The 22725-nt window shown below is 63.6% G+C and carries 23 protein-coding genes and 1 tRNA gene; 9 read left to right on the top strand and 15 right to left on the bottom strand.

Annotation, left to right across the window (positions count from 1 at the left end):
* The first annotated feature begins 103 nt into the window (after positions 1-103).
* On the top strand, positions 104-1225 hold the full coding sequence (gene moaA, locus HCR84_RS03375) for a GTP 3',8-cyclase MoaA (protein WP_276511801.1): 1122 nt from the start codon (positions 104-106) through the stop codon (positions 1223-1225).
* Positions 1226-1255: 30 nt separating this feature from the next.
* On the opposite strand, the gene HCR84_RS03370 is transcribed toward moaA, so the two are convergent.
* The 3 genes from HCR84_RS03370 to HCR84_RS03360 all read right to left on the bottom strand — a co-directional run bounded on the left by HCR84_RS03370 (position 1256) and on the right by HCR84_RS03360 (position 5090).
* A complete protein-coding gene (locus HCR84_RS03370) occupies positions 1256-2755 on the bottom strand; it encodes a nucleobase:cation symporter-2 family protein (protein ID WP_166984380.1) in 1500 nt (499 codons plus the stop codon).
* Positions 2756-2887: 132 nt separating this feature from the next.
* On the bottom strand, positions 2888-4345 hold the full coding sequence (locus HCR84_RS03365) for a sensor histidine kinase (protein WP_166984379.1): 1458 nt from the start codon (positions 4343-4345) through the stop codon (positions 2888-2890).
* Between the two features lies 1 nt (position 4346).
* Entirely contained in the window at positions 4347-5090 is a 744-nt protein-coding gene (locus HCR84_RS03360) for a response regulator transcription factor (RefSeq protein ID WP_166984378.1), read from the bottom strand.
* Between the two features lie 247 nt (positions 5091-5337).
* On the opposite strand from HCR84_RS03360, the gene HCR84_RS03355 reads away from it, so the two are divergent.
* Both HCR84_RS03355 and HCR84_RS03350 read left to right on the top strand, forming a co-directional pair.
* Positions 5338-6999: an MDR family MFS transporter gene (locus HCR84_RS03355; protein ID WP_166984377.1), complete on the top strand. Its 1662-nt coding sequence runs from the start codon at positions 5338-5340 to the stop codon at positions 6997-6999.
* Positions 7000-7009: 10 nt separating this feature from the next.
* Positions 7010-7501 (top strand): MarR family winged helix-turn-helix transcriptional regulator, encoded by a 492-nt coding sequence (locus HCR84_RS03350; protein ID WP_166984376.1) that lies wholly within the window; start codon positions 7010-7012, stop codon positions 7499-7501.
* Here the strand turns inward: HCR84_RS03350 and HCR84_RS03345 are convergent.
* From HCR84_RS03345 to HCR84_RS03325, 5 genes are all read right to left on the bottom strand, one after another.
* Positions 7452-8390 carry a Pr6Pr family membrane protein gene (locus tag HCR84_RS03345; RefSeq protein ID WP_166984375.1) on the bottom strand — a complete coding sequence of 313 codons (939 nt, stop codon included), beginning with the start codon at positions 8388-8390 and terminating at the stop codon, positions 7452-7454. The two genes, HCR84_RS03350 and HCR84_RS03345, sit on opposite strands and share 50 nt — an antisense overlap.
* A gap of 72 nt (positions 8391-8462) precedes the next feature.
* Positions 8463-9479 carry a sugar phosphate isomerase/epimerase family protein gene (locus tag HCR84_RS03340; RefSeq protein ID WP_166984374.1) on the bottom strand — a complete coding sequence of 339 codons (1017 nt, stop codon included), beginning with the start codon at positions 9477-9479 and terminating at the stop codon, positions 8463-8465.
* Between the two features lie 130 nt (positions 9480-9609).
* A complete protein-coding gene (locus HCR84_RS03335; RefSeq protein WP_166984373.1) occupies positions 9610-10689 on the bottom strand; it encodes a Gfo/Idh/MocA family protein in 1080 nt (359 codons plus the stop codon).
* A complete protein-coding gene (locus HCR84_RS03330; RefSeq protein ID WP_166984372.1) occupies positions 10686-11783 on the bottom strand; it encodes a Gfo/Idh/MocA family protein in 1098 nt (365 codons plus the stop codon). The genes HCR84_RS03335 and HCR84_RS03330 overlap by 4 nt, the downstream gene beginning before the upstream one ends.
* On the bottom strand, positions 11780-12532 hold the full coding sequence (locus tag HCR84_RS03325) for a sugar phosphate isomerase/epimerase family protein (protein ID WP_235940923.1): 753 nt from the start codon (positions 12530-12532) through the stop codon (positions 11780-11782). Before HCR84_RS03325 ends, HCR84_RS03330 begins: the two co-directional genes overlap by 4 nt.
* 121 nt (positions 12533-12653) lie before the next feature.
* On the opposite strand from HCR84_RS03325, the gene HCR84_RS03320 reads away from it, so the two are divergent.
* From HCR84_RS03320 to HCR84_RS03295, 6 genes are all read left to right on the top strand, one after another.
* The gene (locus HCR84_RS03320) at positions 12654-13838 is read left to right on the top strand and encodes an ROK family transcriptional regulator (RefSeq protein ID WP_166984371.1); all 1185 of its coding nucleotides are present in this window, start codon (positions 12654-12656) and stop codon (positions 13836-13838) included.
* Positions 13835-14962, top strand: a complete 1128-nt coding sequence (locus HCR84_RS03315) for a Gfo/Idh/MocA family protein (protein ID WP_166984370.1) — start codon at positions 13835-13837, stop codon at positions 14960-14962. The genes HCR84_RS03320 and HCR84_RS03315 overlap by 4 nt, the downstream gene beginning before the upstream one ends.
* Positions 14963-15721, top strand: a complete 759-nt coding sequence (locus tag HCR84_RS03310) for a ThuA domain-containing protein (protein ID WP_166984369.1) — start codon at positions 14963-14965, stop codon at positions 15719-15721.
* 53 nt (positions 15722-15774) lie between these two features.
* Positions 15775-16797 carry a diaminopimelate dehydrogenase gene (locus tag HCR84_RS03305; protein ID WP_195706681.1) on the top strand — a complete coding sequence of 341 codons (1023 nt, stop codon included), beginning with the start codon at positions 15775-15777 and terminating at the stop codon, positions 16795-16797.
* 67 nt (positions 16798-16864) lie between these two features.
* Entirely contained in the window at positions 16865-17455 is a 591-nt protein-coding gene (locus tag HCR84_RS03300; RefSeq protein ID WP_166984368.1) for a YqaJ viral recombinase family protein, read from the top strand.
* A gap of 28 nt (positions 17456-17483) precedes the next feature.
* Complete coding sequence (locus HCR84_RS03295) at positions 17484-18461, top strand: NADP-dependent oxidoreductase (RefSeq protein ID WP_244972559.1); 978 nt, start codon at positions 17484-17486, stop codon at positions 18459-18461.
* A 5-nt stretch (positions 18462-18466) separates the two neighbouring features.
* Here HCR84_RS03295 and HCR84_RS03290 read toward each other — a convergent pair whose 3' ends face one another.
* The 7 genes from HCR84_RS03290 to HCR84_RS03260 form a co-directional block, all read right to left on the bottom strand.
* The gene (locus HCR84_RS03290; protein ID WP_235940921.1) at positions 18467-19000 is read right to left on the bottom strand and encodes a GNAT family N-acetyltransferase; all 534 of its coding nucleotides are present in this window, start codon (positions 18998-19000) and stop codon (positions 18467-18469) included.
* A 103-nt stretch (positions 19001-19103) separates the two neighbouring features.
* Positions 19104-19793: a 50S ribosomal protein L1 gene (gene rplA / locus HCR84_RS03285; protein WP_166984367.1), complete on the bottom strand. Its 690-nt coding sequence runs from the start codon at positions 19791-19793 to the stop codon at positions 19104-19106.
* 70 nt (positions 19794-19863) lie between these two features.
* Positions 19864-20292, bottom strand: coding sequence for a 50S ribosomal protein L11 (rplK, locus tag HCR84_RS03280; RefSeq protein WP_166984366.1), 429 nt, complete (start codon positions 20290-20292; stop codon positions 19864-19866).
* A gap of 111 nt (positions 20293-20403) precedes the next feature.
* On the bottom strand, positions 20404-21288 hold the full coding sequence (gene nusG, locus HCR84_RS03275) for a transcription termination/antitermination protein NusG (RefSeq protein ID WP_166984365.1): 885 nt from the start codon (positions 21286-21288) through the stop codon (positions 20404-20406).
* A 73-nt stretch (positions 21289-21361) separates the two neighbouring features.
* The gene (gene secE, locus HCR84_RS03270; protein WP_166984364.1) at positions 21362-21637 is read right to left on the bottom strand and encodes a preprotein translocase subunit SecE; all 276 of its coding nucleotides are present in this window, start codon (positions 21635-21637) and stop codon (positions 21362-21364) included.
* Positions 21638-21679: 42 nt separating this feature from the next.
* Positions 21680-21752, bottom strand: a tRNA-Trp gene (locus HCR84_RS03265).
* A gap of 248 nt (positions 21753-22000) precedes the next feature.
* Positions 22001-22711, bottom strand: a complete 711-nt coding sequence (locus HCR84_RS03260) for an SDR family NAD(P)-dependent oxidoreductase (protein WP_218043612.1) — start codon at positions 22709-22711, stop codon at positions 22001-22003.
* Positions 22712-22725: the final 14 nt, after the last annotated feature.

The raw sequence follows: 22725 nt of genomic DNA, 5'->3' as shown, positions 1-22725 counted from the left end.
AGCAACATGTTCCCATGTCGAGTCTTTTTGAAATCTTTATTTTGAATAGTGGAAACTTAGTCTTCTCACGGTGTTACTGTGGGGAGCCGTACCGGAGGTGGATGTGACCGATATTTCTCAGACCGAGAGCAGCTCAGGTGCCCGGTCCACCCCGCTGTCGCTGCCGATGCCGACACTCCGCCGCCCGGACGAGCCCGGCGCCCCATTCGACGTTGACCGTCGTGGTCGACGCCTGCGCGATCTGCGCATTTCGGTAACGGACCGGTGCAACTTTCGGTGCGTGTATTGCATGCCGAAGGAGATCTTCGGTCGCGACTACGCATTTCTCGAACGCGACGAGCTGCTGTCGTTCGAAGAGATCACCCGAATCGCTCGGGCGGCCGCCCGCGGAGGCGTGCAGAAGATTCGCCTCACGGGCGGAGAGCCTCTGCTGCGTCGCGGCCTTGAGCGCCTCGTCGAGATGCTCGCGGAGATTCGCACGCCCGAGGGCGAGCCGCTCGATATCGCACTCACCACGAATGGCTCAGCGCTCGCGGTCAAAGCCGATGCGCTGAAAGCGGCGGGCCTTGACCGCGTCACCGTCTCGATCGACTCTCTCGACGAGCAGACCTTCCAGAGCATGAACGACGTTAAGTTTCCTCTCGCGCGCGTGCTCGACGGCCTGGAGGCGGCGCATACGGCGGGACTCGGCCCGATCAAGGTGAACATGGTCGTGAAGAAGGGCGTGAACGATCACGACATCGTTCCCATGGCCCGATATTTCAAAGACACGCCCTACGTGCTTCGATTCATCGAATACATGGATGTCGGATCGACAAATGGCTGGCGGCTCGACGACGTCATTACAGCAGACGCGATCGTCTCACGAATCTCCTCCGAGATGCCGCTTGAGCCACTCGACCCGACCACGCCCGGGGAGACAGCCACCCGCTGGCGCTACGCAGACGGCACGAACGAGATCGGTGTGATCGCGTCGGTGACGCAGGCCTTCTGTTCGACCTGCACGCGCGCTCGCATCTCAACCGAGGGCCAGCTCTTCACCTGCCTGTTCGCCGACGCCGGATACGACCTCAGGGGACTTCTGCGTGCTGACTGCACAGACGAAGAGCTCGACGGTGCGCTGCGCGGCATCTGGGCAAGCCGAACAGACAATTATTCCGAGCGGCGAACGAGCCTCACCCCAGGGTCGCGCCGCAAGATCGAGATGTCGTACATCGGCGGCTGAACGCTCACGACGTGGCGTGAGCGTTCAGCCTCACGAGCGTTCGTCGTCATCCGCTCGAGCGCGCACCGTCTGCACTTCAATGCCCTGAGTATTGAGCAGGCGGCCGCCCACGACATGGTCGCCCTCTTCGAGCAGCTCAAGCACGTCTTCCGACACGTATCGGGCCGGGGTCGACGCAACGACGCTTCCTTCGCTCGTCGAACGTCGACCAATGTGGTTGAAGACCACGTTCAGCAGAACGGCCATGACTGTCGCCGAACTGATTCCGGACTGGAAGATCACCTGGAACCAGCTCGGGAAGTTTGCGTAGATGTCGGGCTGAACAAGCGGGAGCATTCCGAACGAGAGCGAGATGGCGATGATGATCAAGTTCAGGTTGTTGCGGTAGTCCACTTTGGACAGCGTGTTGATTCCACTCGCCGCAACCGTTCCGAACAACGCGATCCCCACCCCACCGAGAACCGGCGTCGGCACGGCAGCCACCACACGGCCTAGCACGGGAAGCACACCCAGCACGACAAGGACGACTCCTCCGGCAGCGACGACGAAGCGACTCGACACCTTGGTTATCGCGACAAGGCCTACGTTCTGCGCGAAGGCACTCTGAGTGAAGGAGTTGAAGATGGGCGAGACGGCACTCGAGAGCATGTCGGCCCTCAGCCCGGCGGCGATTCGCTTGGAATCCACCTTCGTGCGCACAATCTCACCGACAGCGAGAATGTCGGCCGTCGTCTCGGTGAACGTGACAAGAATGACGATCAGCATCGAGATGATTGCCGCGACGTCGAACGTCGGCATGCCGAAGGCGAATGGTGTCGGAATGGCGAAGATCGGCCCGGTAAACACATCAGAGAAATCGGCCATTCCAATCAAGGAGGCGATGATCGTTGACAGCACGAGCGACAGCAGAATCGACAGGCGCGAGAGGGCAGGGGTGCCGAACTTTGACAGAACGATGATGAGCCCGAGCGACAGCGCGGCGAGACCGATGTTTGCCGCAGAGCCGTAGTCCGGAGCATCCGGGCTGGCACCCATCGCCCACCCGGCGGCAACGGGAAGAAGCGACATGCCGATGGCGGTGATGACGACGCCGGTCACGACGGGAGGGAAGAACTTGACGATCATGGCGAAGAATGGCGCGATGATCAGCCCGATCACCGACGACGCGATCACGGCGCCAAAGACACGAGGAAGGCCTCCCCCGCCGTCAAGGATCGCCATCATCGTGGCGACGCCCGAGAATGAAACGCCCTGAACCAGAGGGAGCTGCGAGCCGAAGAACGGCACACCGAGCGTCTGAAGGATCGTCGCAAGGCCTCCGATGAAGAGGCAGCACGCGATCAAGACCCCGATCTCTGCCGTTGAGAGCCCTGCAGCCTGCCCGACCACGAGCGGCGGCGCGATGATGCCGCCATACATCGTGAGCACGTGCTGAATGCCGTACATGATCGTCGGCCAGGCCTTCAGCCGTTCGTCCTCTGGACGCACGGGGGCGTCTGCCGTGACATTTCGTGAACGCGACCGACTCATTGCGCTGACTCCTTTGTCCGCAACTCTTTCCAGATTCCACAAGGCGAGAATCCGTTTTCAATGGATTGTGTTGAGTGAACCAGTGACAGGGCAGGCTGTCAAGAGCCTTCTCGCTATCGCACGAGGGGAAGATTACGGCACAATCGGAAGGCTGATGCGAAATATCGTGCTTCCCGGCTCGCTTGCAACGCTCGACTGCCCACCATGCGCGGCAACGACCCCCTGAACGATCGCGAGACCGAGTCCTGTGCTCCCCGTTGTTCGCGCTCGAGAGGAGTCTCCACGCACAAAGCGCTCGAAGACGGTGTCGATGACCCCAGCATCAATGCCTGGCCCGTCGTCGGCGACGGAGATGACGGCGCGATTGTCGCCTGTGATCGACAAGTCTGTTGTGACGAGCGTGCCTGCCGGAGTGTGTACACGGGCGTTCGCGAGCAGATTGGTCACCACCTGAAAGAGACGGCCATGATCGCCCCGCACAATCACCGGATGCTCCGGAATGGAGACCTGCCAGTCGTGGTCGCCCGCAGCGGCACGGGCATCGGACACAGCATCCTGAACGAGCTCCGCCAGATCAACATCGGCATCGTCAAGCTGACGCCCCTCATCGAGTCGCGCGAGAAGCAGAAGGTCTTCGACGATGTCTGTCATTCGGTGAGACTCAGACTCGATCCTCCCAAGCGCATACGCGGTGTCGTCTGGAATCGTCTCACCGCTCATGCGCGTCAATTCTGCATAGCCGCGGATCGAGGCGAGAGGGGTACGCAGCTCATGGCTGGCATCAGAGACGAAGCGGCGCACCTTGTCTTCGCTGCGCTGCCTCGCCTGAAGAGCATTCGACACGTGTTCAAGCATGCGATTGATCGCCGTTCCGACGCGCCCGACCTCAGTGTGAGTGTCTGTGTCTTCCTCGGGCACCCTCACGGCGAGCGCGACATCGCCCCGGTCGAGCGTCATCGTCGACACCGTCGTCGCCGCCGACGTGACGCGCTCGAGCGGGCGAAGCGTCAGGCGCACAAGACCATAGGCGCCAGCTCCCGAGAGCACAAGGGCACCCAGCGCGACGATTGCGACGACAAGAACGAGTTCGGAGATCGTGGATTCGATGTCGTAGAGAGGCAGCCCGACAACGATCGACACACGGGAAGAGAGAGGTACGGCGACCACACGGTAATTGCCCAACGCGGCACCGAGGTAGATGCTCTCGGGCCGCGGGCCCACGTTTTCGGATTGGAGTGCATCGAGCTGCGATGAGTCAAGAAGCGGGCTGTTGAGATTCTGGTCGAGGTACGCCCCAGCCACAATCGAATCGTCGACCCGCACGGCGCCAAGGGTTCCAACCGACTGCCCGAGCGAGCTGATGAAGTCGGGACTCGAATCAGATCCCGGTTCATCATGGCCAAGGGATGCCGCCGATCGCGATGCCGCTTCGACGAGCTGCTTGTCAATGCGGTTCAGCAGAATGGACTGCAGGCTGAAGACGCTCACCAATCCGATCACGAGGGCAGAAAGCGTGATGAATGCCACCGTTGCGAGCACGAGCGTGCGACGCAGCGGGCGCGGCTGGTGGCGCGGTTGGTGACGCTCCATATCAGACCGCCTTCAGCATGTAGCCGGCCCCTCGAACAGTGTGGATCATCGGCTCGCGTCCCGCGTCGATCTTCTTGCGCAGGTACGAGATATACAGCTCGACAACGCTCGCTTTGCCGCCGAACTCGTAGCTCCACACGCGGTCGAGAATCTGCGGCTTGCTCAGCACCCGGCGCGGATTGCGCATCAGATAGCGCAGCAGCTCGAACTCTGTCGCCGTCAGCTCAATGGGCTCGTCGCCGCGCGTCACCTCGTAGCTGTCTTCGTCGATCTCCAGGTCGCCAACGGTGATGATCGAGTCCGAGGCGAGTGCCGACTGCGCGGCTCGCCTGATCAGACTGCGCAGTCGAGCGACAACCTCCTCGAGACTGAAGGGCTTGGTCACGTAATCGTCGCCCCCAGCCGTCAAGCCGGCGATGCGGTCATCGAGTGCATCCTTTGCCGTCAGAAAGAGCACGGGAACGTCATCGCCGTCAGCACGCAGCCTGTGCAGAACGGACATACCGTCGAGATCGGGAAGCATGATGTCGAGAACAATCACATCGGGGCGAAACTCACGGGACTTCGCGAGAGCCTCATGCCCTGTCGCCGCCGTCTGCACATCCCAACCCTCGTAGCGCAGAGCCATCTTGATCAGATCGGTCAGACTCGCCTCGTCGTCAACGGCGAGTACCCGGATCGGCGTGCCATCGGCACGGGTCAGCTTCGTCGTCACGGGTTCGGATGCTGCGGGATACATGCTCATATCTCCAGTATCCGCGGTTGCCTATGCGTTTCCTATGAACGAGCATCATGCGCGCCGGGCATGCCTCACGTTCCCTTCGGAGCAGCCTCCTGGGAGCTCGCCGTGAGTATGGGCTCCGGGAGGAAAATTAGTTGCTCATGGTCAACTATAAATCTATTGTTGACGAATACAACGATCTTATTCTCTGGAGCTCCCCCGCGTGACAACTTCTTCCACCGCCGTATCCCCAGCCGCCCCGCCGGCAAATATGACACACCGTGACAAGCTGCAGGCTCTCTCCGGCCTGCTCACCGGCATGTTCGTGGCGATTCTCTCCGGAACCGTCGTGAGCAGCTCACTCCCGGTGATCATCGCCGACCTGGGCGGCACCCAGGCTTCCTTCACCTGGGTCGTGACAGCGACCCTGCTCGCGACAACCGTGTCGACGCCCATCTGGGGCAAGCTCTCCGACATCACAAACCGCAAGCTGCTCATTCAGATCGCTCTGGTCATCTTCGTGTCGGCATCGGCGGCCGCTGGTTTCTCGCAGGACCCGGCGACACTGATCACCTGCCGTGTCTTCCAGGGTCTCGGCGCTGGGGGGCTCACCTCACTCAGCCAGATCATCATGGCCGACATACTCAGCCCCCGCGAACGCGGAAAGTACATGGGGCTGTTCGGCGCGGTGATGGGAGTCGGCACGATCGGTGGCCCGCTCGTCGGCGGTTTCCTGACCGACGGCATCGATTGGCGCTGGAACTTCTTCGTCGGCGTTCCCTTCGCAATCATCGCGATCATTCTGCTTCAGAAGACCCTCCACCTCCCTCACCGTCCCAAGGCGCGCGTCAGCATCGACTATCTGGGCACCGTGCTGCTGGCCGGTGGCGTCTCGCTTCTGCTCATCTGGGTGAGCCTCGCGGGCAGCGAGTTCGACTGGTGGAGCACACAGACCGTGATCATGGTTGGCGGGTCGCTTGCGATCATCGCGGCATTCTTGGTCGTCGAGTTCAGGGCAGCCAATCCGATCATCCCTCTCAAACTCTTCAAGAACCGCACGTTCACGCTTGCCGTGGTCGGAAGCATCTCCGTCGGCGTCGCCATGTTCGGCACATCGGTATTCCTCAGCCAGTACATGCAGCTTGCCCGCGGCGCGACAGCGACAGAGTCCGGCCTCATGACGATCCCGATGATCGGCGGGATGCTGATTTCGTCCACGGTCGTCGGCATGATCATTACACGCACGGGCAGGTGGAAGCGGTACATGGTCGCAGGCTCCATCTCCCTCACCATCGGCATGGTTCTGATGAGCACGATTCGGTATGACACAAACTTTGTGCTCGTGTCTTTCTATATGGTGCTGCTCGGCGCTGGCGTCGGCATGATCATGCAGAACTTGGTTCTTGTCGTGCAGAACGCCGTCGATCCGTCAGAACTCGGCGTCGCCAGTTCTGGCATAGCCTTCTTCCGCAGCCTCGGCGGCACTGTCGGCATCTCGGCCCTTGGCGCTGTGCTCGGTTCGCAGGCAACGAGCCTTCTCGCTGACCGAAAAGACGATTTGATGGCTGCCATCATGGCGCTCGGCGAGAAGGGTGCCGCCGTCGCCGACCAACTAGCGGGCGGTCAGCTTCCCGCGATGAAGGAGCTTCCCGAGAACGTTCGCGTGATCATCGAATCCGTCTACGGGCACGCTGTGGCCGATATCTTCCTCGTCGCCGCTCCCCTGGCGATCATTACGATCTTGGCTGTCGCATTCCTGCCCAACCTGCCACTCAACGACAAGACGAACCACGAGCGTCTGGCCGAGACTCCGACAGACGAAGCAGGCGAAGAGATCGCTCAGCTTGCCGAGGCCGCTGTCGCCGCCGAGCCGCGCACCGGGCAGCTTGAGATCGTGAACCCTGAGGATGGAGACCGAAAGGACCATCGCTAGGATGTTGGCCATGGCGGACAAGCACGAGAGCACGGAATCCGACCACGACGCCGCGATCGGCGACGTCGAGCAGGCGTTCGGCACGATGTACACGCAGATACGTCGTGTGATGATTCGGCGCGCAGAGACGGTGCATCCTGAGCTGACGGTCTTCGGCTTCAAGATTCTCCGTGAGTTGAACCGTGACGAAACCCTGCAGCAGGGGGTGCTCGCCGAGAGGCTCCTTTCGGACAAGGGTGCCGTCAGCCGCGTTGTGCGACAGCTCGAAGATCTCGAGCTCATCACCCGCGTCCCCGATCCCGCAGACAGACGAGCTCAACTCGTGCGTCTCACGGAGAAAGCACACGTCGCGCTCGACTCCGTTGCGGAAGACAATCGGTCGGTGTTGCGAGCGCGCCTGTCTCTCTGGGAGATCGACGAGATCCGGCGTCTGCGCGATCTTTTGGGAAAGCTCAACGAGACAATGGCCGAACGGGAACACGAGCACCGCGGCGAACGTTGAGGCCAGCATGGAGATCGTGCTGTATACCTCTGCGTTTTGTGCGCCCTGCGCGGCGGCTCGGCGGGCCGTGGCCGATGTTCAGAGCCTCGTTCCGTGGGTGACCGCGACCGAGAGGGATGTCGTTGCGAACGAAGCGCAAGCTGAGGCCGACGGCATCGACGCGACGCCGACGCTGCTGATTCACTCGCCCAGCGGTCGCGAGGTGTTCCGCGCTCAAGGCGCACCGCGTACCGATCAGCTTCTCACCGCCCTTGCGATGCACAGTGACGCTGCGTGAGGCACGCATGCGTGAGGCGGCGATTGCCGACAGGGCGAACGCGATGATCAGAGCGGTCGCCACGCTCACACAGCCGGCCACAGAGACCAGCCCTCCACTCTGAGCAGGGTCGAGAAAGTCGTACGGATACCACCCGACTGCCTCGCCGCGCAGCATCGTGTAGCCGAGCCAGGCGACAGGAACGCCCATGATATTCCGGATGCTGCGCCAGGGCACCACGCGTCGGTGCTGCCCCACGACCCACGCGAGAGCGATGCTCAACGGTCCGACAACGTGGAGAACCTCGTTTGCCCAGCTGTCTGGAGCTGTCGAGACCGCGCGCAGCGAGATGTTGTAAACGGTGCAGGTGGTCATTGTGTACGCGACTGCCGCGATCACAAGCTGCCCGTACCATTCAGGATCGCTGTCGGAGCGCACAGCAATGACGCTTCCGATGCCGAACGTCACCGCGGCCAGGCTGTTCGACATTGTCGTGAAGTAGCTTGTGTAGTCGACGAGGTGATCGAGGGGACTCACACCCAGCAGATGTGCCGTGCGCACGAACTCGAAGCCGAGCGCAGCCATAAGGGTGAGTGCTATCGCCGCGCGGACGGCTCCTTCGCGCGCACGCATGCGCCAAGGCTATGGTGGCGGCTGCACGCGCGGTAGACCCCGAACGGGGCCTACCGTCACGCGCGAGAGAGGCTACTGGTTGCTGAACGCCGCGTCGAACGACGTCTCGGGCTGCTTCCACAGCAGAGAACGAATGTACCCAACGGCTTCCTTCGCGCCGTGCAGCCGGTCCATACCGGCATCCTCCCACTCGATCGAGATGGGGCCGTCGTAGCCGATCGCTGTCAGTGCACGGAAGGCATCTTCCCACGGCACATCGCCGTGTCCCGTCGACACGAAGTCCCAGCCGCGACGCGGATCGCCCCACGGCAGGTGTGACCCGAGCACACCCGCGCGGCCCTGCACCGGGCGCATGCGCGTGTCTTTGCAGTCCACGTGGTAGATGCGGTCGCGAAACTCCCAGATGAATCCAACGGGGTCGATCTGCTGCCACATCATGTGGCTCGGGTCCCAGTTGAAGCCGAACGCCTCGCGGTGATCAATCGCCTCGAGGGTGCGCACGCTCGTCCAGTAGTCGTACGCAATCTCTGACGGGTGCACCTCATGGGCGAATTTCACACCCTCGGCGTCGAACACGTCGAGAATCGGGTTCCACCGCGCAGCGAAATCTTCGTACCCCTCGTCGATGACGCTTGCGGGAACGGGAGGAAACTGCGCAACGTACGGCCAGATCTTCGATCCGGTGAATCCGACGACCACGTTCACGCCGAGCTTTCGGGCGACGCGGGCCGACCGCTTCATGTCTTCGGCTGCGCGTTGCCGCACGCCCTCGGGGTCGCCATCTCCCCACGTTGACGGCCGCACAATCGCCTTGTGGCGAAAGTCGATCGGGTCGTCGCACACGGCCTGCCCCGTGAGATGGTTCGAGATCGCGTGAACGGTGAGCCCGTGGCGATCGAGAATCTCGAGGCGGCTCTTGAGGTACGCGTCGTCCTGATCGGCGCGCTCGAGGTCAAGGTGGTCACCGGATGCCGCGATCTCAAGCCCGTCGTAGCCCCACTCGGCTGCGTGCCACGCCACCTCCTCGAACGGCATGTCTGCCCATTGCCCGGTGAACAGCGTGACCGGGTGCGTCGATTCGTTGGTCATTGTGTGTCTCCTCTGTGCGTATGGCCCGCAGCTGCACCGTGCGGGAGTCGAAACATGCAGGTGCGGACATTGTGCATCGGCAGAACACTGCACCATGTCCGCAGCCGCGCACAATGTGTCGGTGCGTTCATCATGTGACCGCCGGCACGTCGACCCAGCGGGCCGTCTCGGATGCCGTCATGACGGCGTCCGTCAGGCGCACGGCGCGCAGCCCGTCGTCGAACCGCGGCAGCCCCTCGGGCGACGCGCCGCCGACAGCGGCGTAGACATCGCCCACAAAGGCGTTGAAGGCGTCTTGGTAGCCCTGCGGGTGGCCGGCGGGCACCGTGCAGAGCCGCGCGGCATCCGGGCTCAACTGGTCGGCATCACGCGGAACGATGAGGCTTCCCGAGCGCTTGCCGACCCACAGGGTTTCGGGATGCTCCTGCTCGAAGCCGAGGCTCTCGGCGCTGCCCGCGATCTCGAGCGTGAGGGCGTTCTTGCGCCCCGGGGCAGTCTGCGAGACCAGCAGCGTGCCGATCGCTCCGCCCGCGGTCTCGAGAACGACGGCGGCGGCGTCTTCCGTTGTGATCGCCTGGTGCTGCGCACGGTCGTCGAAGAAGGTGCGTGCCGTCGACGCTATGCGCGTCACGCGGTCTCCTGTGACGAACTCGATCAGATCGATGAGGTGCGAGCCGATGTCGGCGAATGCCCGAGAGCGGCCGCCCGCCGCGGCATCCACGCGCCAATTGTCGTCTGAGCTCTCGAGCATCCAGTCCTGCAGGTATGACCCGCGAATGCTCAGCACCCGGCCCGCCGCGCCCGAGGCGATGCGGGAGCGCGCGTGGCGCACGAGCGGATGGAAGCGGTAGACGAAGGGAACGGCGGCGGTCAGCCCGGATGCCGCCTGCACGAGCTGCTCGGCATCGGCAACCGTCGTCGCAAGAGGCTTCTCGCACACCACGGGAAGGCCGGCTTCGAGCACCGCGAGAGCCTGAGGCGCGTGCAGCGCGTTCGGCGTGCAGACGTGCACGACATCGACGTTGTCGACGAGCTCCTCGAGTGACTCGAAGCCGCGCTCGATGCCCAGCTCGCCTGCCACCTGCTGCGAACGCTCGGGCGACGATGCGACGACACCGGCGAGCGTCGCTCCAGCGCTTCGCGCCGCGCGGGAGTGCACGGCGGCCATGAAGCCGCCGCCCACGATCCCCACGCGCAGGGCGGCGCTCATCGGGAGATCACTGCCTGGCGCGGGTCCCATCCTTCCGGAAGGGCGGGCTGCAGCTCGACAGTGCTCTGGATCTCGATGGCCGTGTGCGACTGCGCCGACTCGATCGTCGAAACCATCACGTCGAGCACGTGGAACGCCTGCTCTCCCGACGCGCGTTCAGGCCGGTCTTCGCGAATCGCCTGAGCGAGCTCCGCGACGCCCGTGCCGCGCGAGGTCGTCGTTCCCGTCGACGCGATCGTCTCGATGTCGTCGCCTCCGCGGTGAACGATCAGGTCGCCCTCGAACGTATTGGGGTCGGGCACGACGAGAGTCCCGTCGACGCCGGCCACCTCAAACTGGGTGCGGCCGAGCTTCGAGTCGAAGCTGAAGATGCTCTGGGCCGTCTGCCCGCTCGCAAACTCGTACATGGCGGCGACGTGGGTGGGCACGGTCACCTCGAAGCTCTCGCCCGCGCGCGGGCCCGAGCCGATCACGCGCGTTTCGCGCGCCTTCGACGCCGTCGCCGTGACGCGCGAAATCGGGCCGAACAGCTGCACGAGGGTTGTGATGTAATACGGACCGATGTCGAAGAGCGGCCCTGCCCCCTCCTGAAAGAGAAAGTCCGGGTTCGGGTGCCACGACTCGGGCCCGGGGCTCTGCATGAGCGTGAGTGCCGTGAGTGGGGTTCCGATTGCACCCGAATCGAGAAGCCGCCGAGACGATTGGATGCCCGATCCGAGAATCGTGTCGGGCGCCGTGGCTACCCGCTTGCCTGCGGCATGTGCCGCCTCGAGCAGTCTCTTTCCCGACTCCCGGTCGAGGGCAAACGGCTTCTCGCTCCACACGTGCTTGCCCGCGGCGAGCGCCTGCAGCGCCACCTCGACGTGCACGACGGGGATCGTGAGGTTCACGACGATCTCGATCTGGTCGTCTGCGAGCAGCTCGTCCACGGTTCCGGATGCCGCAATGCCGAAGGTCTGCGCTTGCGATGCGGCACGGTCGGTGTCGATGTCGGCGACGAACCGCACATCGAGATCGGGGAACGTCGTGAGATTCTCGAGGTACTGGGTGCTGATTGTTCCGGCGCCGATGACGCCGACTCCGACGCGGCTCACGCGCTGGCTCCGCTCTCGAGCGAGGTCAGATACGCGAGGCTGTCGACGACAGCCTCGAAGCGGTCCCCGCGCGAGTCGTCAAGCTCGATCACGCGCATCGCGTTCGGAGCCGCTGCGAGAATTGCGGGAATGTCGAGCGAGCCGCTGCCCACCGCCACCTGGTCCTTCGTCTCGGCAGTTCCGGGTCCGTCTTTCACGTGAATCGCGACAACGCGATCACCGAGGCGACCGAGCAGTTCAACGGGGTCTGCACCGCCGACGGCAACCCAGTACGTGTCGACCTCGAGCACAACGGCGGGGTCGAGAAGCCCGGCAAAGTACTCAAGCGCTGTGACGGCCTCGATGGTGCTCTCGATCTCGTGCGCATGGTTGTGGTAGCCGACAGTGATGCCGTGCTCCGCGGCGACCTGAGCCGCCTCGTTGAGACGACGCGCGGTCTCGGCAACGCCTTCCGCGCTTGTCCAGTTATCGGGGCCGACGAACGGATCGATCACCGTTGACATGCCGATGGATGCCGCGGCGCGGGCCACCTCGGCAATGCTGCCGTCCGCGATGAACCCCTGATGGGTCGTCGGCGCGGCGAGCTTCGTCGACGCGAGGGCATCGGCGAGGTCGGGAAATTTCGTGAAGGCGAACGGCTCGACCGTGTCGAAGCCGGCGTCAGCAAGGCGGCGGAGCGTGCCGGGCAGATCCTCGGTGATCGCTTCTCGCACGGTGTAGAGCTGCACTGATATTGCGGACGTAGTCACGGTTCTCCTCGCTGAGCGGTGGCGGTTGTGCCTGTGGCCTCTATTTAATGACTACTTTTGATTACTGTCAAGCAGAAGTTGAATATTCGTCGCCAGTAGAGACGTATGGTTTACTCAAAACATGGTGAACGTCTCAGGACACACGGCGCCGAGAGCCACGTCGACAGGTGACCTGCTGCAGATACTGCGCGATCGCGTTCCGCGCACGAAGGCCGAGATCGCCGCCCTCACCGGACTGTCGCGCTCAACCGTCTCCGCTCGCGTCGACGCGCTGCTCGCGCGAGGACTCGTCGAGCCGGCGGGCGAAGCGACGTCGTCTGGCGGGCGGCCTCCCTCTCGCATCGCCTTCGCACCGGCATCCCGCCTCGTGATCGGAATCGACATTGGCGCGACCCACGGCATCGTCGCCGTGGCCGATCTCGCCGGCAGCATCCTCGCCGAGAGCTCCTCCCGGCTTCACGTCACCGACGGGCCAGAACCCGTGCTTGAGTGGGCCACGACAGAGGCACTCACGCTGCTGCGCTCGATCGATCGCGACGTCGCCGATCTGCTCGGTGTCGGCGTCGGCCTTCCCGGCCCCGTCGAGCACTCAACTGGGCTGCCCGTGAACCCTCCGATCATGCCGGGCTGGGACCGCTTCGACGTGCCCGGCTTCGTGCGAAGCCGAATTCCCGTCGCTGTGCTCGTCGACAACGACGTCAACATTCTCGCGCTGGGCGAGCACGCCATGTCGTGGCCCGATTCCGACGAACTCATCTTCGTTAAGGTGGCAACGGGAATCGGCGCCGGAATCATCATGGGCGGAAAGCTGCAGCGCGGCGCCCGCGGTTCAGCCGGCGATCTCGGCCACCTCCGCCTCCCCCACGCGGAGGCTCAGGGCTCCCCCGACCTTGAAGACGTCGCGGGCGGCCCGGCCATCGCGGCGAAGCTCGGCGGCACGACAAGCTCCGATGTGATCGATGCTGTGCGAGCACGCGACGGTCAGGCGTTCGAGGCAGTGCGGCAGGCCGGGCGCGATGTCGGCGAGGTGCTCGCGGGCGTCGTCAACCTGCTCAACCCCTCGGTGATCGTTGTCGGTGGCAGCATCGCGCGGGCGGGCGAGCACCTGATCGCGGGAGTTCGCGAAGTCGTCTACCGTCGCTCGATCCCCCTCGCCACCCAAGATCTTGCGATCGTCACCTCACGCGGCGGCGAATCCGCCGGCGTTCTCGGCGCGGCGATTATGGTGATCAACAGCGTTCTCGCGCCAGAGAATTTCGACGCTGCCCTCCAGCTACCAACACCATCAGAAAGAAGTGAACGATGAGCCACGTTTCTGCCGCCCCGATGCGGGTCGGAGTTGTCGGCCTCGGCTGGGCCGGCCAACAGCACATGAATGCCTATCACGACAGTGACGACGTGCAGCTCGTTGCCATCGCCGGGCAGGAAGACGACGCACTCGCCGAGCTCGGCGAACGGTTCGGTGTGACGCGGCGGTATCACGATTGGCAAGACCTCATCGGGAGCGGCGATCTCGATGCCGTCAGCGTCGCGGTCCCCACCTTCCTGCACGCACCCATCACGGTCGCCGCTCTCGATGCGGGCATTCACGTGCTCTGCGAGAAGCCGATCGCACGCGACGCGACCGAAGCCCAGACGATGGTCGAGGCAGCGCAGCGGGCAGGGCGCGTGCTCGAGATCGCTTTCAACCACCGTCGCCGCGGCGACATCGAGGCGTTGAAGGATGCTGTCGACGACGGCCTCATCGGGCGGCCCTACCACGGTCGCGCCACGTGGATGCGGCGATCGGGAATTCCCTCGCTCGGCAGCTGGTTCACGAACCGCAACATGGCCGGAGGCGGCCCGCTTGTCGACCTCGGCGTGCACGTACTCGATTACTCGCTCCACCTCTTCGGAGAGCCGCGCGTCCTCGCCGTCTCTGCCGTGACGCATGCCGAACTCGGGCCGCGCGGTCGCGGCGGCGCCCCGGACTCCAAGCAGAACACCGGATCGGCATTCGAGGTCGAAGACCTCGCATCGGCGCTGCTCCGCCTCGAGGGCGGCGGCTCGCTGATTCTGGAGACCAGCTGGGCGGCCTATCGTGAAGCAGGCGATGAGTTCGGCATCACGCTCTATGGAACCGAGGGGGGTGCCGACCTTCGCGTGATCGACTACAGCCCCTCCGGTCAGCTGACCATCTATCGCGACAATGACGACGGAGTCGACGATCGGGTCGTCACCGCCGACCCCGGCCGCGCTCACGTCGCCGTCGTCGAGCGATTCCTCGAGCATGTGCGAGACCCGGAGAGCTGGGCTGAACACGACGGGCGCATCGGGCGGGAACGCGCCCGCGTGATCGACGCCTGTTATGAATCCGCAGCGACGAGCGCAGAAGTCGTCATTCGACGTTCCGACGACCCCCCGCACAGCCAACACGAAAGGAGCAGATGAATGAGCACGATCAAAGTACTCGTGTGGAACGAGGGCGTGCACGAACGCACCCAGTCCGAGATCGCAGAGATCTACCCTGACGGCATTCACGGCGCCATCGCCTCCGGGCTCGCCGAGCTGCTCGGGTCGGCGGTCACCGTGCAGACTGCCGTCTTGTCTGACCCAGAGCACGGCCTCAGCGCCGACGTGCTCGAGCAGACGGATGTGCTGCTGTGGTGGGGACACATCGCTCACGACGAGGTGTCTGACGAGGTCGTTGAGCGCGTGAGACAGCGAGTGCTCGGCGGCATGGGGCTTCTGGTGCTGCATTCCGGTCACTTCTCGAAGATCTTCACCCGCCTGCTCGGCACGACCTGCTCGCTCGCCTGGCGCAACGACGGCGAACGAGAACTCGTGTGGACCGCCGCGGGTCGCCACCCAATCGCCGAGGGCGTCGATCACCCCATCATCATCGACAAACAAGAGATGTACGGTGAGCCTTTCGACATCCCGACGCCAGATGACGTGGTCTTCATCAGTTCATTCAGCGGAGGCGAGGTGTTCCGCTCGGGCGTCACCTTCACGAGAGGCCGCGGTCGCATCTTCTACTTCAGCCCTGGCGACCAGGAGTACCCCGTGTACTTCCACCCGCAGGTGCGGCGCGTTCTCGCCAACGGCGTGCGCTGGGCGGCAGAGCCGGCTCTCGCAGCGCCCAACGCGATGCCGACGGTCTCAAACCCTGAACGAGGCTGGTTCGAAAAGCAGCCGCACCGAAGCTGACGTAGCCTGAAGAGACTCGAAGCCCTGTGAACCTCAGCCGATGACGGAGAAACGTGAACGACACAGCACCGACCGCGCAACCCACCCCAGCGTCAAAGCCCATACGCATCGGAATCGCCGGCTACGGCAATCTCGGTCGCGGCGTCGAGGCGGCGATCGCGAAGAACGACGACATGAGCCTCGTCGGAATCTTCACGAGACGGCCGCCGGCCAGCATCGCGCCCGTCGATCAGGCGACGTCGGTCTTCGCCATCGACGCGCTGTCCGATCACGAGAGCGCCATCGACGTGCTCATTCTCTGCGGAGGGTCCAAATCCGATCTGCCCGCGCAGGGCCCGGAGCTCGCTGGGCGGTTCAACACGGTCGACAGCTTCGACACACACGCGCGCATTCCGGAGTACTTCGCGTCGGTGGATGCGGCAGCAACGCACGCGCAGAAGACCGCGCTGATCTCCACGGGTTGGGACCCAGGCGTGTTCTCACTCAACCGGCTCTTCGGTGAAGCGCTGTTGCCAGACGGAGACACGTACACGTTCTGGGGTCGCGGGCTCAGCCAGGGGCATTCCGATGCGGTGCGCCGCGTGCCGGGGGTGGCCGATGCCGTGCAGTACACGCTGCCGTCGCGCGACGCCGTCGACGCGGTGCGCAGCGGGGTGCGTCCCACGCTGACGACGCGTCAGAAACACACACGCGAGTGCTTTGTTGTCTTGGAAGACGGCGCAAGTGCGGAGACTGTGCGGCAAGAGATCGTCACAATGCCGCACTATTTCGCCGAGTATGAAACCACTGTCACGTTCATCACAGCCGACGAGCTGGCTCGCGATCACTCGACGATGCCGCACGGCGGCTTCGTCCTGCGCAGTGGAAGCACGGGCGAGGGGCACTCCCAGGTCATCGAGTACAGTCTCGCCCTCGAGAGCAATCCCGAGTTCACAGCGAGCGTGCTCGTCGCCTATTCCCGGGCCGTTCACCGCATGAGTCAACGGAAGCAGTTCGGCGCCATCACCGTTCTCGATGTTCCCCCTGGACTGCTCTCACCCAAGGCGCCGTCGCAGCTGCGGGCAGAGCTGCTGTAACGGCAGCGAAAACACGACGCGCGGCAGGGTGTCAGCAGCATCCACCTGTCGGGGAGAGAATGGGTGAGTGCATTCTCGTCTCGCCAGCCGCATCATCGCCGATTCAAGCGACCGCGTCGGCTGGCTTCGTGCACGCTCACGCGGCATCACCGCAACCGATGTCGCCAAGCTTTCGACGCCGCACTCGATCCAGGTGGCTGCCGATGCGAAACTGCACGGCACCGGGTTCACGGGCAACGTCTACACCGATCACGGCCGACGCCGCGAACCCGAGATTGCCGCGTGGGTCGCAGCGACCCACGGCATCGAGCCGTCGTCTGCGCTGTTCCGCGCCGAGATCGAGCACCGTCATCTCGCCACTCCAGACGGCGTCGTCTCGACCCCTGACCAACGCGTCATACTCGCCGAGATCAAGACAACGACGAAAGCCTGGCGGTCGATTCCCCGCAATTACCTCCGCCAGGTGTGGTGGCAGCAGTACGTGCTCGGCGCAGAGCGCACGCTCGTCGTCTGGGAGCAGCACGACAATTTCGTGCCCATCGGCGAGGAGCCGCTCTGTCAGTGGGTTGACCGTGACGAGACGCAGATCTCGCGCCTCATCACGCTCGCGGACCAGCTCATCGACGAACTGCATCGCCGCACGTCGCGACCGGCCTGACACCGCGCGTCTGTGGCAGACTTCGGGTATGACCGAGAACGCATCTGTCCCCGATTCCATGACCGCGATCGTCGCCGATCAACCGGGCGCGGTCAACGTTCTTCGCACCGCGACGGTTCCTGTCCCGCCCACCTACATCGGCGAGATTCTCGTGAAGGTCGCCGCGGCCAGCGTCAATCCCATCGACACGAAGATTCGGTCGGGAGCGAGCCCGACGGCCGCTGCTCTCAGCTACCCCGCCACCCTCGGCCACGACTTCAGCGGCACCGTCGCGCGTTCGCCGTACGAGGCACACCCCCTCAGTGCGGGGACCGAGGTGTACGGCATGACGAGGCTCCCCCGGTACTCCGGCAGCCATGCCGAGTACGTCTCGGCGCCGACGCTCTGCGTCGCGCCGAAACCTCACACGCTCTCCCACGTCGAGGCTGCGTCCGTTCCTCTCGCTGCGCTGACGGCGTGGGGCGCCATCGTCGATGTCGCCCGCGCGCATTATGGGCAGCGCATTCTCATTCACGCCGGTGCGGGGGGCGTCGGCCAGTTCGCCGTGCAGTTCGCCCGCTTCTTCGGCGCCGAGGTCATCTCCACGGCATCCACACGCAATGTCGAGTTCGTGAGGTCGCTCGGGGCTTCGACGGTGATCGACTATACGGCCGCACGCTTCGAGAATGAGGTGTCGGAGGTCGATGTCGTGATCGATCTCATCGGCAACGCCGCGGACGCCACTGGATCACGGTCCCTGCACGTCCTCTCGCAGGGAGGGCTCTTCGTGAGCGTTCCGACCGGCTCCTTCCCCACCATGCAGGACGAAGCGGACGCTGCAGGAGTCACCGCAACGCGGTTCACCCTCACGCCGAGCGGCGACGTGCTCACGAAGATCACGCGTCTCATCGATCAGGGTGAGGTGCGCGTGCACATCGACAAGACGTTCGATCTCGCGGATGCCGCAGAAGCTCACGCTGCCGTCGAGACGGGCCACACGCGCGGCAAGGTCGTGCTCTCCGTCTGACCGGGTCAGTCGCGCAGCACGCACTGCATGACGAAATCGTCGCACCATCGTTCGCCGACCTTGAAGCGGCGGTTACCGACCACGGTGAAGCCTGACTTCTCGTAGAAGCGCACGGCCCGTGCGTTGAGTTGGTTGACGCCGAGCCAGACGCCCCGAGCACCATGCGCGAGAGCCATTTCGGCCGTGCTGCGCATCAGCGTGCCCGCTGCACCCGTGCCGTGTGCGCTCGCGCGAACGTACACCTTGTTGAGTTCCACGGCAGGGCGCGCGGTGACGGCTTCGTCGACGTGCGGGTCGCTCGGCGGGCGGTCAATGAGCAGCGTGTACCCCGCAAGAAGCTCGTCTGTCTCAGCAACCAGCACGATGTGCGTCGGATCCGTCAGATATGCCGTGAATCGTTCCGGCGACAAGTTCTCGTTCGCGAAGCTCTCGATATCGGCTCGCGGCATGTCGGGCGGGCACGCAAGTCCGAAGGTCTCGACAGCCAGTGCCGAAACCGCATTCGCGTCATTCGCGGTCGCCTGCCGAACTGCGGTCACGCTCCGTAGCTTACCGGCGATCGGCGTTGGCGACCATGGTGGGCCCCAACAGAAAGTGCCCCTGCCGTTTCTCACAGCAGGGGCACTCTCTCGTCAGACGGGATCAGAACACGTTGACGTCAAGCGGGATTCCGGGGCCGAACGTTGTCGAAACGGCACCCTTCTGAATGTAGCGGCCCTTTGAGCTCGTCGGCCTGAGCCGCACGACCTCTTCGAGAGCGGTGTTGATGTTCTCTGAAAGCTGCTCAGCCGAGAAGCTGGCCTTTCCGACGACAAAGTGAATGTTGGCGTGCTTGTCGACACGGAAGGCGATCTTTCCGCCCTTGATGTCATTGACCGCCTGCGCAACGTTCGGGGTTACGGTGCCGGTCTTCGGGTTCGGCATGAGGCCACGAGGACCAAGCACCTTTCCGAGACGGCCGACCTTGCCCATGAGCTCCGGCGTCGACACAGCGGTGTCGAAATCGGTGTAGCCCTCGGCTACCTTCTCGATGAGCTCGTCGCCACCGACCTCGTCAGCGCCCGCCTCGATGGCAGCCTCAGCTGCTGCACCGGTCGCGAACACGATGACGCGAGCAGTCTTACCCGTACCGTGAGGAAGAATGACGGTACCGCGAACCATCTGGTCGGCCTTGCGGGGGTCGACGCTGAGCTTCAGGGCCACCTCGACCGTCGAGTTGAACTTCGACGAGCCGGTCTCCTTGGCGAGCGCAACTGCCTCATCTGGTGTGTAGTGCTTTCCAGCCTCAATCTTGTCGGCTGCGGCCCTGTAGGCCTTTGACTTCTGTGCCATTTTTTCTCCTGTTGAGAACGTGGTCATCTGCGCCTGGCCGGCGCTGCCACTGATGTCTGGGGAACGAGTGTTACTCGACGGTGATGCCCATGGAACGAGCTGTGCCGGCGATGATCTTCTTCGCGGCATCGACGTCGTTCGCATTGAGGTCGGCCATCTTCTGCTCGGCGATCTCTTTCACCTGGTCCTGGGTCAGCTTTCCGACCTTGGTGGTGTGGGGAACTCCGGAGCCCTTCTTGACTCCCGCTGCCTTCTTGATGAGCTCAGCTGCCGGCGGGGTCTTGAGGATGAACGTGAACGAGCGGTCCTCGTAGACGGTGATCTCGACCGGAACGACGTTTCCGCGCTGCGACTCAGTCGCTGCGTTGTACGCCTTGCAGAACTCCATGATGTTGACGCCGTGCTGACCAAGCGCCGGGCCGATAGGCGGGGCGGGGTTGGCGGCGCCGGCGTTGATCTGAAGCTTGATCAGACCAGTAACCTTCTTCTTCGGTGCCATGTTTCTTCCTTCTTCTGGTAATCGAACTCCGCCGGATATGGCGGATGCTCTCCCGACGACCCTGGCCGGGCCGCGGTAATCCGGTCGACGCCTTGCGGCTCGACCGAGGTACTAAAGCTTTGTCACCTGATCGAAGCTGAGCTCGACCGGGGTCTCGCGCTCGAAGAGCGAGACGAGCACGGTGAGCTTGCCACTCTCAGGCTTGATCTCGCTGATCGTGCCTGGCAGGCCCGCGAACGAGCCTTCCTTGATCGTGATGGTCTCGCCGACCTCGAAGTCGATCTCTGCGGGAATCGAGCGCGAGGGCGCCTTTCCACCGCCAGAGCCGCCGCCGGACTTGGCCGGAGCAGTCTCTTTGATCTCGACGAGGCTCTTGAGCATGTTGAACGACTCTTCGAACCGCAGCGGAACCGGGTTGTGTGCGTTACCAACGAATCCTGTGACGCCAGGCGTGTGGCGAACGACGGACCAGCTGTCTTCGTTGAGCTCCATGCGAACGAGCACATAGCCGGGAACACGAACGCGGGTGACCATCTTGCGCTGGCCGTTCTTGATCTCCACCACGTCTTCCATGGGAACCTCAACCTGGTAGATGTAGTCCTCTACCTCGAGCGTTCCCTTGCGCTGCTCGATGTTCGCCTTCACTCGACGCTCGAAGCCGGCGTAGGAGTGAATGACGTACCACTTGCCGGGCATCATACGCAGCTCGGTGCGGAACTCCTGATACGGGTCGACCTCTTTCTCGGCCTCGTCGTCGGCCGACTCGGCCTCAGGCGTCGCTTCATCGCTGGATTCCGGCGTCTGTCCGAGAGCATCGAGCGCAGCGTCGAGCGAACCCTCGACGTCTCCTTCTTCGACGTGCAGCGCACGGTTCTCGGCAGGCTCAACGGCGTGCTCGTTACCGGCGAGGACGTTGCCCTCCTGGGCCTCGTCGACCTCAGACGACTGCTCAGCCGCGGTTGCCCAGTCGACGTCGTCTCGGTTTCTCTCTGACACTGAATTCATTCCATTTCTTATCGTCCGGCGCCGCCCCGCTATTCGGAAACAGGCGCCGTGTGAGGTGACCCGATCAGACCCCGGGGCTTCCGAAGGTCAGGATGACGAGCCAGCTGAAGAGCTGGTCGAGCCCGAACACAAGCGCCATCATGAAGATCACGAAGACCAGCACGACGCCTGTGTAACTCCACAGCTCTTTCTTCGTCGGGGTGACGACCTTTTTGAGTTCGTTGATGACCTGTTTCAGGAACAAAATGATCCCGGCGAAGGGTCCACGCTTTGCAGCGCGGTCTTTCTTCGCTGCAGCGACGACATCCTCGCTTGGGGTGTCGATTACTTTACGGGCCAACGTGTTACACCTTTCGTGTGTCGGTACTCACGCACCGACGCGCAGGGCGGACAGGACTCGAACCTGCAACCTGCGGTTTTGGAGACCGCTGCTCTACCAATTGAGCCACCGCCCTATGAGTGGGGTTGCACCTACTCTAGGGGTGAAATCTGCACAGCACCACTGAACCAAATGCACCCAGCCGGATGCTGAATTAGGCACAGAAAAGCTTGGCAGACTCCAACTACCTTGCATAAGTGTACGCGACGACGCAGGCATCTCCAAGCCGAGCATCCCCCATCTCGTCGCTGCCCGCGTCGATGCTCGGATCTCGAGCGATCCGCGCACACGGATGCTGCATGCGACGTCGTTACCGAGCGCGCTCTATTGCGCCGTCCACCCGCCGTCGACTCGAATTGATGTCCCCGTGATCATCCGAGAGGCGTCCTCGGCGAGGAATCTCACGGCTCCGGCGACGTCGTCCGGCCGCGCCATCATTCCCATCGGGATGCTGCCTAAGACAAAGTCTTTGAACTCGGGGTCTTCGAGGTACGCGCGGGTCATCTCGGTCTCAACGAAGGTGGGGGCGACAGTGTTCACGCGGATTCCCTCGGGCGCCAGCTCAAGAGCAAGGGCGCGGGTCATTCCTTCAATGGCCCATTTTGTTCCGCAGTAAAGTGCCCGCTTCGGGCCGCCCACATGCCCCATCTGCGATGAGATCATGATCACTGACCCCGACCGATGCTCGCGGCGCATGGCGCGGACAGCCTGCTGGGTGACAAAGAATGATGCTTTGACGTTCACATCGAACAGCGCATCGAAGTCTGCAGGGCGCACATCATCGAGCAGCTGCGGGATATTGGTCCCCGCTGAGTTGACGAGCACGTCAACAGAGGCTGCCCCGAAAGTCTCTTCAACGGCAGCGGCATCCGTGACATCAAGCTGAAGAGTTGAAGCGCGACCACCGAACGCGTCGATTTCTGAGGCAGCATCCATAAGTCGCTCGGCTGTACGGCCAATGAGGTGCACGTGGGCCCCGGCGCGGGCCAGCGCAATGGCGCTGGCCCGGCCGATATCCCCTCCCCCGCCAGTCACATATGCTTCTTTGC

Source organism: Paramicrobacterium fandaimingii (genome assembly GCF_011751745.2).
In the GTDB taxonomy this organism is placed as follows: Bacteria; Actinomycetota; Actinomycetes; order Actinomycetales; family Microbacteriaceae; genus Paramicrobacterium; species Paramicrobacterium fandaimingii.
This window is presented reverse-complemented; position numbering and strand designations above follow the sequence as displayed.